Source organism: Candidatus Nitrosopumilus sp. (assembly GCF_029882185.1).
Classification (GTDB): domain Archaea; phylum Thermoproteota; class Nitrososphaeria; order Nitrososphaerales; family Nitrosopumilaceae; genus Nitrosopumilus.
The window spans coordinates 1-12,594 of sequence record NZ_JAOULD010000015.1 but is presented as its reverse complement, the minus strand read 5'-3'; the positions used below and the strand labels follow the sequence as shown (position 1 = coordinate 12,594).

Genomic DNA, 12,594 nt, shown 5'->3' with positions numbered 1-12,594 from the left:
TTCGATATATGAGGGTATCGCAAAAAAATATCAAAAATAGTAAAATTTTCAAGAAACAAGGGGCTCATAGCAATCGCTATGAGAAGATAAAAATGAAAAATTATGAAATTGTTTATTCAGTGCTAAAAGAGTGACCGCATGAACAGGATTTTGTAACATTTGGATTGTTAATTTTGAATCCAGAACCCATTAGGCTTTCAATATAGTCTACGTTTGCACCTTGTAAATGATCAACGCTATAGCTGTCAACTAGAAGTTTGACACCATTTTCTTCTAAGACAAGGTCATCTTCTTCTGGTGTTTTTTCAAAACCCATCCCATATGATAGACCAGAACAACCACCACCTTGAACGTATACTCTAAGGAATTCAGGGGCCTCTGCTTCTTCTTTCATAAATTCTTGGATCTTTTCAGCTGCTTTTGCGGTAACTGTGATCATTTTTTGTGTTTGCTCAGTTGCCATAATAATGAAAAAAGACGGCTCAAATTATAATAATCTTTTCCCACCCGACACACTAGTAATTCAAGAAATTGGCATGGATATCGTGATTTCTAGTCATCAGCAATATGTTTGACTAAGTCACTAGACGTTAAAATTCCAACAACCTTGTCATCATCAATAACAGGTAATTTTCTTACATTTCTAGTAGACATCAAATCAGATGCCTCCCATAAATCAGAATCAGAATCAATGGAGATAAGAGGAGAAGACATTATTCTTCTAACAGGAGTGTTAATTGGATAAGAATGAGTAGTTATTTTTATTGCAAAATCCCTATCAGTTACAATTCCAACGGGCAGATTATTTTCCAAGACTATTACAGTCTCAACTCCTGCATCTTCCATCATTTTTGCAGCATCAGTGACAGTGGCAGAAGAGTCAACTGAAATGATTGAATTTCTCATAATTTGTTTTACACGAATTTTTTGCGGGACAGAATCAAACGAACTCATCGATGAACATTATAGTATAAGATATATTTCAAAGGATTTATTGAATTTCAGTTGTGATAATTATGTTCATTAAAATCAGAACCTAGTGAGACAGATAGAATTACTGTGTTATCAGTGGTCTGAAACGTTAGTTCTTTTTCAGGTAAGAAATTATGGAAGACCTGAGATAGCAACTGTTCAGTAAAAACAGACCACTTCAATCCCAAATCATGTTGAATCAAAAATATGTGCATATCACCTTCCACTCGATGATCAGAATTCATTCCAGACGCTCTCATGTAATCTTCTAATGTTTCAATACATCTTTCCAAATCATATCCACCTTTGATAAACAAAACAGTGTCCTTGATCATTGGAAACATCAGAGTGATTATTTCATCAATATCTTTTCCATCTAATTCTCCTCCCAATGCTTCAAGAATTCCTTTTGGGACTGGAATCATTCCAATTTTACTAGAAAAACGATCCCATTGAACATATTTTTCTAGAATTTGTCTAACCAACACATTTTGTGAAATGCCTCTTTGAGTAGATTCGGTTTCTAACTCGGAAACGAGTTTTTCTGGAAGTCTATACGTAATGCTTCGAGTGGATTCTTTTTTTGAAGAATTGATTTGTCGATTTGAAGTAAGATTTTTGTCCATCAATTTTATCTCAAACAAAGGCTCCTAACATCTAACTTACGCGTGTATTTGGAACCAATTCTACAGTTGTGACCTCCAAGTCACATTTTAGAGAGATTGACTTTATTCTACTTTTGTATAGAAAGTATTTTTTCCCATCCTGATTGATCGAGCCGGAAATAGCAAGTAATTTGGCATCAAACAGAGTCTGTAATCGTCTATACACAGTACTAATAGGAATTTTTTTCTCATTAGATATTTCCATTGCAGATTTTGGTTTTTCTAGAGTATTGTGGAGGATTAATTTGCAATATGTGTCAGCAAGTATTTCCAAAATAACCTGCTTTCTATCTTCATCCATTATTTTTTGGGATTGAATTAATTCTTGCATGTAAAAACAGTCTCAAAATTAGATATAACAGATAAGTTTACACTGCAAGACAATGTATACACAAAACCAGGCCAGAATTGAATAATGTTGAAATCTTAACGGATCACGAATTTTAGAAGAATATCTAGTAATAGCATCATGGAATCACATAAGAACCCATCTTCACATTCTTACATTTGAAAAAGCGCTTTTGGTTTAATTGGATAAGACAAAGGATTTTTTCATGCAGAAAAAATTTGCCCTGGCAGTAATACCGATCGTACTTGTATTTTTAATTGTGGGTGTGATAGAGAACATTCAACTTTTACCAGAACACACAGAAACACAGACTATCTATGATGTTCAAACTCAAAAGATATCTGAATTACAACCACAAATTGCTGAAGCTGAAGAGCAACCAGTAAAAGAATACACATTGATAATTGAACAAACAGACATTCAAATATCTGACAATGCCGTATGGCATGCTTGGACATATAATGGAACAGTGCCAGCACCAACTCTAATGGTAAAGCAAGGAGATCTATTACGAGTGAGAGTAATCAACAATCATGATGTGACTCATAGTTTTCATGCTCATATGAGTGACTATGATCCTAAACATGATGGATCCCCTGTCAATATCATCACAGGAGTAGGAGCAGGTTCAATGATTCCACCGGGTGAAGAATGGACATATGAATACAATGTGAATACTTGGGGAACTACATTTTTCCATGATCATGCAGCATCTGAAGGCCTTGGGATAAAAGATCATATTTTGCAAGGTCTTTATGGCAACATTATCATTGAAAGAAATCCTCCAAGACCATACATTGACAGACATATTCCAATCGTAATGTCAGAAATAGGTCACAATGTTGAAAGAATGGAGAAAGGACCTACACCATACTTCATCATGAACGGTAAAGGGGTTCCAGGGGGAGAAAAAGCTCTTGAAGAAATCTTTGCAGAGAAAGGTCTAGACGGGATTGTTGCACAGTTCAATTACACATTGCCTGTCTATAAGGCAAAAGTTGGAGAAACAGTTGAATTTCATGTAACAAATCTAGGTGAACAAATCCATTCATTCCATCTACATGGAAATAAAATGATTTCAAGCACGAATGAGAGAGGGACTACAATAACTTCTCAAACATTCCCATTAGTTCAGGGAACACTCGAATCATTCATTATCAAACCCGACAAACCCGCAATTTGGTTATTCCATTGCCATGTCGTAGGTCATGCAGATGCAGGAATGATAGGTCTATTCATAGTAGAAGAATAACTCTTCTTTTTTATTCTGTTTTTCAGCGATAAAATATTGGGATTTGGATTTAAAATATGAAAATCTACATAATCATTTAAATTTACAAAAGATACTGTACTATATGGAATACAGTGCTAAAACAATTATTCCAGTTTCAATATTATCAATTTTATTAATTTCATTTTCTGTAAATTTTGCAAGTGCAGAACCAGTTCCAGAGTGGGTAAAAAATACTGCACTATGGTATGGCGAAGGGATTATTTCAGAGGCAGAATTTCTAAACATGATAAAATTTTTGATAGAAAATAATGTTATCGTCATAGAAACTTTAGAGAAGCAAGTACCTAAGATTTTAAATGCAGAAATATTCATTCCTAATGGAAACTTTGATGTAACTGGTGCAGGGTTCTATTCTCCATTAAACCTCGAGATTCCAGCAGGTACAACAGTCACATGGATAAATGATGATTCTGTACCTCACAACATCCAAAGTATTGGGGAGAAAGGAAAGGTCATACAATTGTTTAACAGTCCACCAATGAACACAGGAGACAAATTTGAATTTACATTTGAAGAATCAGGGGTTTACAACTACTTTTGTTCGTTCCATCCATGGAGAGTTGGAATAGTAACGGTATCTTAGAGATAGGAAAACTGAAAAAATAATTAATAAAATAGGAAAGAAATTAGAAATAGCTATTTTTTTGACTTGTTGACAAATGCCGTCATTCTCTCTTCGCGGTCTGGATGAGTAAAGCAGTTTCTCCAAGCAAGAAGTTCAATTGCAAGACCAGTATCAAGGTCTGCATTTCTTCCCTTGTTGATTGCAACTTTAGACATCTGAACACCCATAGTAGAGTTTCCAGCTATTTGTTGTGCCATTTTCAAAGCCTCTTCTTGCAAAGATGCAAGAGGAACTACTTGGTTTACGAGACCAATTTCTTTTGCTTCTTCGGCTTTGACCATTTTACCGGTATAGACAAGTTCTTTTGCCTTTGCTATTCCCACAATTCTCATTAATCTTTGAGTACCACCCCATCCAGGAGGGATACCAATTGTTACTTCTGGTTGACCTAGTCTAGCAGTATCTGCTGCTATTCTAATATCACAAGACATTGCAAGTTCGCAGCCTCCACCTAGTGCAAAACCATTAACTGCTGCAATAGTCGGTTGCTTAACCAATTCTACAGTTTCAGTGACAAGCTGACCTGTCTTTGCATATTCAACTGATTCATCTGCAGAGATTTTAGACATGTATTCGATATCTGCACCGGCAGAAAATGCCTTTTCTCCTTCACCAGTCAAAATGATAACTTTGACGTCATCATTACGGTTTAGCTCTTCAAAAGTTTTGATTAGTTCTTTTGCAACATCAGTATTCATAGCATTGAGTTTGTCAGGTCTGTTAATTTTGACAGTACAAATGCCATCAGAAGTAGATGTGGTAACTAGTGACATGAAAATTTGTCATGTTATGTGAGACTTAAATGTTATCTATTTTTTAGAAATTTTGCCCCATTGATATAACGCAGCGGCAGCTGCTACCCAAGTTCTTAGATCTTGGTATACTGGGACATTGTGTTTTTCAATTAATTTAATCATTTTTTCAGTGTATGGACCACCATTGCCACCAGCTAAAAGAGGTTTCTTCCTTTTCTTTTGGAAGTCAGCTAAATGATCAACAATTGTTTCTTCAAGAGGATCATCTTGAAATACAAACCAAGGCATTGCAATATCAACATTTTTGTCATCCATGAATTGTTGAATGACAAATCTATAATCTTCTGCAGTTGCACCACCACCAACATCTGCTGGATTACCATTATGAATAGGGACAGCGGGTGGAAAATGTGCTTTCATTTTTTTAACATTTTCTGAGGATAGCTTTCCTATTGTAAGATTGAATTTTTCTAATTGATCAATTCCACCAATCATTGGGCCAGCACCATTGCTAGTCATTGCTACTTTGCTACCTTTTGCTGGAGGTTGCCATGCAAGTGCCTTTAAGACTCCTGCTAATTCTTGATAACTTTCAACTGAAATAATTCCTGCTTGTTTGAATGCGCCCATAATGATTGCATTTGAACCTCCAAGGGAGCCTGTATGGGATGCAGCTTGTTTTGCGCCTGCAGCAGTTCTCCCACTCTTCCAAATCACAATTGGTTTGTTTTTCTCTTTCATTACACGTTTTGCAACATTGATGAATTTTCTACCGTCTCCAAACCCTTCAACGTATAATCCGATTACTTTAGTTTGAGGATCATTTGCAGCATACCAAATCATATCTGCTTCATCAACATCAGAGCGATTACCAAAACTGATCATCTTAGATAAGCCAAATACATCGGCAGATTCTAACATACTAATTCCCATGGTTCCACTTTGTGAGAAAAATGCCACAGGACCTAATTTTGAACGTAGCATTCTTTCTTGTCCTTGGAATGCACAGTCAAGGCGATTAGCGGCATTAAACATTCCAATACAGTTGGGGCCAATAATTCGGATTTTGTGTTTTTTAGACAATCTTGCAACTTCAGCTTCATAATCTGCTCTTTCTCCACCAAGTTCTTTTCCCCCACCAGAGACAATTACCACACTACGAACTCCTTTCTTTGCACAATCCTCTAAAACAGGGGGAGTCATTGACAAATCAACTGAAATTACAACGAGATCAACATCGCCAGGAATTGCAGCAACTGATGGGTAGCATTTTTGTCCAAAGATTTCATCAGCTTTTGGATTGATTGGGTATACTTTTCCTTTAAAATCATAATTTACTAAACTGTCCAAGATTGAATTGCCAATCTTTCCTGGACTTGCTGATGCTCCAACAAGTGCAACAGTTTTTGGAGTAAAGAATGTCTCCATTGATTCAATGTTTGGTTTTGCCTTTGAAATTGAATTTTTCTTTATCTCTTTATTTAGAATAATTTTTGCATCGACTACAAAATGGGATTTTGGATATACTATCACAGGGTTAAAGTCAATACTGTTAATGTAATCTGCATTTTCAACACCCAATTTTCCAATATCCACTAACATTTTTGCAACCATGTTAGTATCAATTGGTTCACTTCCTCTGAAACCTTTGAGGAGTTTTGAGCCTTTAAGTTCGTTTAACATAGATTTTGCATCTGAAGTTGTTATTGGAAGCATTCTAAATGCAACATCTTTCATAACTTCAGTCATAATACCACCCAGCCCTACCATAATGATTGGACCAAACTGAGAATCATTTTGAATACCTACAATTAATTCGACGCCTTTTGGAACCATCTTTTCCAAAAGTATTCCTTTAACATCAACTCCTTTCTTTTTAGATAGTCGACCATACATGTCAGTGAATGTCTTTTTGACATCAGCCACATTGTCTAGTCCGACTTTGACTCCACCTACATCAGTTTTGTGTAAAATTTGAGGAGATACTACTTTCATAACAAGTGGAAAACCAATCTTCTTTGCTTGTTTTTCTGCATCTTCTGCAGAAGTTACTAAGGCATATGGAGGTACTTTAACGCCATAAGTTTTGAGGATTGATTTTGATGTTTCTTCAGTGATGACTTTGTGATCAGTTTGGATAACTTCATCAAAAATTTTCTTAACTGCTGTCATCGTTCGATTGGTAAAATCAAAACTCAGTATATTAAACTTTGGTCAAAGATCAAATGATGTTTTGAAATTGTTGTAAAAATTCTTCATATTTGATTTTACAATTGGAATATTTTCATCGATATCAGAACGAATTTTTTGGGGATCAATATATGGGATTTCTTTTAGTTTTTCTTCAGTATTGTCAAGCCATAGATTTACCATATCTTCATTTACTTCTAAATGAAATTGTAATCCAATTGCACACTTGTACTGAAAAGCTTGGTTCTGATAGTTCTCAGATGAGGCCAATCTGATAGATCCCTCAGGTAAATCAAATGTATCACTATGCCAATGAAATACGGTAAACGTATTTTGGAAACGTGAAAATAATTTAGAATTATTGTCAATTTTCAAATCATTGTAAAAGCCAATTTCTTTTTTTGATCCAGCATACACTTTGGCTCCAAATGTTTTAGCAATTAATTGAGAGCCCAAACAAATTCCAAGTACAGGAATGTTCTCATCAACAGAGTTTTTGATTAATCGTTGTTCTGCTTGGAGATATGGTAAATCATCATTTGCACTTTCAGGAGCGCCTAAAATCACAACAAGAGAGAAATTTTCGTCTGGAAGTTTTTCATGTTTTGCATTAACAGATGTGATTTCAAATCCATCTTTTTGTAAAAGTTCACCCAAGTACCCCGAACCTTCAATTCGGGTATTTTGCACAAGTAATACTTTAGACATCTAAACGTCTTGTCCTGTCACTATCCATTCTAGACATCGAAGAACGCCTTGATAGTATTTCATAGCATCCATAGATTCTGATTTCACCAATCGCTCTTCAATCTCTTTTCTATACTCGGCAATTTCTGTTTCGGTTTTCATTTGATTTCATTAATTTGTCATGGTGAATTAATTTATTGGTTTTCAACAAGGTGTGTTTTAATAAGTAAAATTAGATTTTAAATTGTGTTAGTATCTGAGCAAGAAATTTTTGAACTAAAAAAATTCGTATTTGAATTAAATTCGATAGAAAATGGTGCAGTGGTCGTTGAAGGAAAGCGAGATTCTAATGCATTAAAGAAATTGGGTTTCACTGGAAAAGTTTTAGAGTTTCACAGATTTGCGGGGATGGTTGATTTTGCAGATTCTGTTGTAAAACATGAAAGGTTGATCATTCTTTTTGACAGAGATAAAAAAGGAAGTATTCTAACTGGAAAAGCAATTCAATTACTACAAAGAAGAACAAAAGTAGATCTTTCTTTCAAAAGAAAACTACGCATGATTACAAAAGGGAAGATAATGTTTATTGAACAGTTAAGGAGTTACGAGTCTTTTCTAACCTAAGATTATGGCCAGATGCCTTTTTGGTCAAATGCTTCAAGAACTCTTTCTACGGCTAAAACCATGGTTGCTTTTCTCATGTCAATTTTGTGTTTTTTGCTAAGTTCATATGCATCTTTGAATCCTTTGGTGATGTTTTTCTCCATCTTGTTTGCAACCTCATCAAAGCTCCAATAATATCCCATATTGTTTTGCACCCATTCCAAGTAGGAGATACAAACACCGCCAGAGTTTGCCAAGATATCAGGAATAACTAAAATCTTCTTTTGATAAATGATAGGATCTGCTTCAGGTAATGTTGGACCGTTTGCAGCTTCTGCAATAATTTTACATTTGAGATTTTTTGCAATTTTTGCATCAATTTGATTCTCTAATGCACCTGGAACTAGAACATCACATTTTGTAGTAAGTAATTCTTCAGTTGAGATTTTTGTACTTCCTGGAAATCCAACAACTGAGCCTTTCTCTTCTTTATGTGCTAAAATTGCACTAACCTTTGCACCTTTTGGAATTGAAATTGAGCCTTTAGAATCACTAACAGCAATGATTTTGGCACCCATTTTCTCAAGATACTCACCTGCAAATGTTGATGCATTGCCAAATCCTTGCAAAACAACTTTTGCACCTTTAAGAGAAATTTTCAGAGCCTTTGCAGCTTCTCTGACAGTGTATGCTGCTCCTAATCCAGTTGCAACATTTCTTGCAAGTGAGCCGCCCATAGAAATGGGTTTTCCAGTAATTACACCTGGAGAATATACGTTGCCGTTTAGTTTGCTAAAAGTATCCATGATCTGAGTCATTTCTTTTCCTGTAGTGTAAACATCGGGTGCAGGAATGTCTTTTCCTGGACCGATAATTTCAGAAATTTTGAATGCAAATCCTCTAGTGAGTCGCTCTAATTCACCTTCACTGAGTTTCTCAGTTTTTGGATTAACATAGATTGCACCTTTACCTCCACCAAGAGGAACATCTACAATTGCACATTTCCAAGTCATCCATGAAGAAAGAGCCATAACTTCACGTTCCATATATTCCACTCCACCTTCTGGATCAAAATAACGAATACCACCTTTGTATGGACCTCTATCATTGTTATGTTGGCTTCTAAAACCTGTGAAAACTCTAATTTTACCATTATCCATTTTAACGGGAATTTTAACTCTCAAAACTTTATTTGGCATTGCCAAATATTTACGCAGTTCTTTGTCTTTGATTCCGATAATATCACATGCATCATTAACTTGTTTTGTTGCATTAGCAAAAGGATCATTTTTAACCAAGATGTTTTTTCAATCTGTGCATATTATATTAACTTTAGTTCAAATTTTTAGATCGTAAATTCATAGACCACATCAGATGTAGATTTTGGAGTGATTCATTTTTCTATCTAATTTGTCAATTGCTTCATCAAGGGCACCGATGTTAATCTCAAGGAAATTAGACAAGTGAAATATTGCACCGTATTTTTCACCAATTTTTAAAACCATATTATTTTTCTCAAGCACTTTCATGTGATGCTGAACAGCCTTGTAATCAAGTTTGAGTTTCTGTGCTAGTTGATGTGTATTATATGGTTGATCTAGCAAATGAATGATTATTCGTAAACGTGTAAATCCACCTCTTGTACTTGTGAATAAGTATAGTAAGAGTTTCCGGGTCTGCTTGTCGGTCTTTCTTTGGGTTGGAGACTGTCTTGATCTAATGATTTCTTTAAACACCAGCAATTGATTGGACATACCTGAAATTAATAAAATCAATTTTACTTAAAACCGTATTTCCAGATCTTTTCCATATTGGCCTTTTAGGCACAAAAAAGAGTGATTTAGCACTCTTTGCCCTATCTTTGGGTGTTTTGTAGAATTTACGAATAGCTGCTATGCCTAGAAAGTGTAGCTAAAGATAGGAAAAGTGTAGCTTCACGAATAGCTCCAGCGTAGCTGTTAGAAAAAACATAGGAATAGCATTTTGTAGCTTCTGTATTTTTTGATAGTCTATTCATAGAATTATCATATTCCCATTCGTAGAAAAAAGATTGTATTGGTAGAATTAACTATTCAAAATTAGCAATTTTTTTTAATTTTGGGGTTTTTGCTTCACAAATTTGTAAACCATTCAAGCAGGATTACGTCATTAGAGACAGATTTATCAAAAATCAAAAAAGACATACAAAAAATAGATAGTCTATGTGAGGATGTCAGATACACCAGAGGATTGCTAGATGAGCATTTAAGAAAGTAATTGTCGTGATCTTGTATAGGATTATGCATTTGAATGTAAAATGCATCAGATGTGATGGTTTGGGACATAGATAATCACATATTAGAAATCATAATTTCAATACTATGGCAGAATGGGATATTCCTAATTGGATTTCACTAGTAGTTGAGATTGGTGTTGCAATCTTTGCAATTGTTATTTCTTTGAACTTTTACAAACGAGGAATCGGTAACCTTGGAAATCGCCAGATTGAACATTTGGATACTATAGAAAAAGATGGCAATCTGTATCAAATAATGAAAATACTGAGAGTCAACCGTCTTAGGACTGCAATATTATCAGACCCGATAGTAGGTATTGGAAAATTCAAAACTGTTGAGAGATTAGTGAATCTCAATGCAGATAGGAAAAGAATGTGGTTTGAAGAATTGAGAGATGTTAATGATGAAAAGAGGATTGATTCAATGCCTATTTCGATGAATTTTGTGAGCAAAAATAAGATTTAATTACATTTTGTAATCGCTATGTAGATTCATAAAATTTTGTAAATTTGTTATTTTTTATAATGGATGTGTGTGATTTGAAAGTATGCCATTAGATGATATTTCAACAATGCTTTCAATAGGAACTGGAATAGCTGTTGCAATATCTACTACATTCATAGTCATAAATCATTGGAAAGAACGAAAAAAAGTATATACAGAAATTTCAATTAAAACTTTAAGTGATTTTAATCAAATTATTCATGCAATAAGAATGGTAAAAGACATTGAGGGATTGTATTTTACTATTGGAGACTATGTGAACTATTCCGATATATTGACTCATTTATTAAACAAAAAAAAGATAGATAAAGGAATTGGAGAATCGTTTGAGGGATTTCTACACGATGCGTACCGTTCAGGACTTTTCATAGATGAAAAAACTAAAACTGATCATATGAAGCACAATGTTGATTTAGTAAATTGGTGTAAGAATAATAAAAATGTAAAAACAGTACCTGTTTCAGCAGAAGGTATTTACAAAAAATTAATGAAATAACTTGTGCGTAAATTAACAAAAATAGTTTTAATTTAAAAAATAATTAGGTTGATCTATTTTTTCATTAATCAACAATCAATGGTTGTTTGTGATTTTTTAAACAATTCCCAATAAAACAACTCACATCATAACTTTAGTTATATCGCGTTTTTTGTGCCTGTGAGGGGGGCTTTCCCTTTTTTATCGACAAAGAATAAAAATAGAATCCACCCTTTTCGTGCCTAGGTTTGTGCTATGAAAAATAATGGGTTCAAGTCTTTTGAAGATTTTGACCTGTAAATTTTGTATACAATTTTTTTAATTCTTCAAATCTGGTAGGGTTTGTTATCTGATCCTCATCTGCAAATTCTAAAAAAAGATATTTACACCAATCAATAAAAGCAGGTTTGAAAAAATCTATCGATTTTTTATCTTTGATTTTTTTTTCATTAACTAAGAAAGCAAACCATTCTAATTGTTGAAAAAATAGTGTTCTCCAATGTTCTTCTTTTTTTGGATTACCCGTATATCTCTCATAGAATAATTGTTCTAAAGAATGAATGTCATGATAAATAGTTTCTACTAATTCTAATTGGCGAGTTTTATTGTTTGCACGTAATTGAAAAGCAGTAAAACCTAGACCAATTGCAGCTGCTATTGCTGCAATCCACCCAACATAATCAAATTCTGTCATCTATTCTGTATCGTCTGATTTTGTTTGCTTGTTATTAGATTGTGCCTTAACAATTCCTTTTCCATCATAATTTGCTTGAGCATGAATCAAAGGTTTTCCTTCATATGTTTCAGTAACGAGGTTGTTTTCGTTAGGGAGAATATCACTACGCTGTATTTTTGGTTTTTCGTTATTATCTTCAGTCATATCGCAAACTATCGTTTAATACAATATAAGCTTGATCTATATACAAATAATGATTTTTTTATAATTTGAAATGATCTAATGATATCGGCATCGAATCATTCACAATATTCTCATCCATGCTCTCAATCCTTCCCAACCAAAACCTCTTCCTGTCTGCATTGAGATTGAATTCTGTCAATACATTATTTTCATAATCTCCATTAGGATTACGAAATCATAGAAATTTCGGGTCATTAAATACGACAAAATGAAGAATCATTCAATGTCTACGGATACACTTCTAGGAGCAACAAAGAAAGACATCATGCTAGTCACAATT

The 12,594-nt window shown here is 34.2% G+C and carries 17 protein-coding genes; 5 read left to right on the top strand and 12 right to left on the bottom strand.

Translation table 11 applies throughout. The annotated features are described in order from the left end of the window. Positions 1 to 112 precede the first annotated feature (112 nt). From erpA to OEW78_RS05850, 4 genes are all read right to left on the bottom strand, one after another. Positions 113 to 463 carry an iron-sulfur cluster insertion protein ErpA gene (erpA, locus tag OEW78_RS05865; protein WP_300325477.1) on the bottom strand — a complete coding sequence of 117 codons (351 nt, stop codon included), beginning with the start codon at positions 461 to 463 and terminating at the stop codon, positions 113 to 115. A gap of 89 nt (positions 464 to 552) precedes the next feature. Then, the gene (locus OEW78_RS05860; protein ID WP_300325474.1) at positions 553 to 954 is read right to left on the bottom strand and encodes a CBS domain-containing protein; all 402 of its coding nucleotides are present in this window, start codon (positions 952 to 954) and stop codon (positions 553 to 555) included. Positions 955 to 1,001: 47 nt separating this feature from the next. Next, entirely contained in the window at positions 1,002 to 1,598 is a 597-nt protein-coding gene (locus OEW78_RS05855) for a CopG family transcriptional regulator (RefSeq protein WP_300325471.1), read from the bottom strand. Between the two features lie 31 nt (positions 1,599 to 1,629). After that, a complete protein-coding gene (locus tag OEW78_RS05850) occupies positions 1,630 to 1,968 on the bottom strand; it encodes an ArsR family transcriptional regulator (protein WP_300325468.1) in 339 nt (112 codons plus the stop codon). Between the two features lie 223 nt (positions 1,969 to 2,191). Here OEW78_RS05850 and OEW78_RS05845 point away from each other — a divergent pair, with 223 nt between their 5' ends. Together OEW78_RS05845 and OEW78_RS05840 are read left to right on the top strand one after the other, a co-directional pair. Further along, the gene (locus OEW78_RS05845) at positions 2,192 to 3,238 is read left to right on the top strand and encodes a multicopper oxidase domain-containing protein (protein WP_300325465.1); all 1,047 of its coding nucleotides are present in this window, start codon (positions 2,192 to 2,194) and stop codon (positions 3,236 to 3,238) included. Between the two features lie 103 nt (positions 3,239 to 3,341). Next, complete coding sequence (locus tag OEW78_RS05840) at positions 3,342 to 3,863, top strand: plastocyanin/azurin family copper-binding protein (RefSeq protein WP_300325462.1); 522 nt, start codon at positions 3,342 to 3,344, stop codon at positions 3,861 to 3,863. A 53-nt stretch (positions 3,864 to 3,916) separates the two neighbouring features. Here OEW78_RS05840 and OEW78_RS05835 read toward each other — a convergent pair whose 3' ends face one another. Genes OEW78_RS05835 through OEW78_RS05820 form a run of 4 tightly spaced genes read right to left on the bottom strand, consistent with a single transcriptional unit; the run spans position 3,917 to position 7,699 of the window. Beyond that, entirely contained in the window at positions 3,917 to 4,678 is a 762-nt protein-coding gene (locus tag OEW78_RS05835) for an enoyl-CoA hydratase-related protein (RefSeq protein ID WP_300325459.1), read from the bottom strand. Between the two features lie 36 nt (positions 4,679 to 4,714). After that, entirely contained in the window at positions 4,715 to 6,832 is a 2,118-nt protein-coding gene (locus OEW78_RS05830; protein ID WP_300325456.1) for a 3-hydroxypropionate--CoA ligase, read from the bottom strand. Positions 6,833 to 6,874: 42 nt separating this feature from the next. Beyond that, complete coding sequence (locus OEW78_RS05825; protein WP_366523039.1) at positions 6,875 to 7,558, bottom strand: type 1 glutamine amidotransferase; 684 nt, start codon at positions 7,556 to 7,558, stop codon at positions 6,875 to 6,877. Continuing rightward, the gene (locus tag OEW78_RS05820) at positions 7,559 to 7,699 is read right to left on the bottom strand and encodes a hypothetical protein (protein ID WP_300325451.1); all 141 of its coding nucleotides are present in this window, start codon (positions 7,697 to 7,699) and stop codon (positions 7,559 to 7,561) included. It lies immediately after the preceding gene. An 84-nt stretch (positions 7,700 to 7,783) separates the two neighbouring features. Here OEW78_RS05820 and OEW78_RS05815 point away from each other — a divergent pair, with 84 nt between their 5' ends. Continuing rightward, positions 7,784 to 8,161: a topoisomerase gene (locus OEW78_RS05815; RefSeq protein ID WP_300325448.1), complete on the top strand. Its 378-nt coding sequence runs from the start codon at positions 7,784 to 7,786 to the stop codon at positions 8,159 to 8,161. Positions 8,162 to 8,163: 2 nt separating this feature from the next. Here OEW78_RS05815 and OEW78_RS05810 read toward each other — a convergent pair whose 3' ends face one another. Together OEW78_RS05810 and OEW78_RS05805 are read right to left on the bottom strand one after the other, a co-directional pair. Next, a complete protein-coding gene (locus OEW78_RS05810) occupies positions 8,164 to 9,438 on the bottom strand; it encodes a Glu/Leu/Phe/Val dehydrogenase (protein ID WP_300325445.1) in 1,275 nt (424 codons plus the stop codon). Positions 9,439 to 9,510: 72 nt separating this feature from the next. Then, positions 9,511 to 9,894, bottom strand: coding sequence for a winged helix-turn-helix domain-containing protein (locus OEW78_RS05805; protein ID WP_300325442.1), 384 nt, complete (start codon positions 9,892 to 9,894; stop codon positions 9,511 to 9,513). Positions 9,895 to 10,500: 606 nt separating this feature from the next. On the opposite strand from OEW78_RS05805, the gene OEW78_RS05800 reads away from it, so the two are divergent. Both OEW78_RS05800 and OEW78_RS05795 read left to right on the top strand, forming a co-directional pair. Continuing rightward, entirely contained in the window at positions 10,501 to 10,881 is a 381-nt protein-coding gene (locus tag OEW78_RS05800; RefSeq protein ID WP_300325439.1) for a hypothetical protein, read from the top strand. Between the two features lie 82 nt (positions 10,882 to 10,963). Then, complete coding sequence (locus OEW78_RS05795; RefSeq protein ID WP_300325436.1) at positions 10,964 to 11,416, top strand: hypothetical protein; 453 nt, start codon at positions 10,964 to 10,966, stop codon at positions 11,414 to 11,416. A 250-nt stretch (positions 11,417 to 11,666) separates the two neighbouring features. Here the strand turns inward: OEW78_RS05795 and OEW78_RS05790 are convergent, their stop codons facing one another. Both OEW78_RS05790 and OEW78_RS05785 read right to left on the bottom strand, forming a co-directional pair. Continuing rightward, the gene (locus OEW78_RS05790) at positions 11,667 to 12,089 is read right to left on the bottom strand and encodes a hypothetical protein (RefSeq protein ID WP_300325433.1); all 423 of its coding nucleotides are present in this window, start codon (positions 12,087 to 12,089) and stop codon (positions 11,667 to 11,669) included. Beyond that, positions 12,090 to 12,275 (bottom strand): hypothetical protein, encoded by a 186-nt coding sequence (locus tag OEW78_RS05785; RefSeq protein ID WP_300325430.1) that lies wholly within the window; start codon positions 12,273 to 12,275, stop codon positions 12,090 to 12,092. It lies immediately after the preceding gene. Between the last annotated feature and the right edge of the window lie 319 nt (positions 12,276 to 12,594).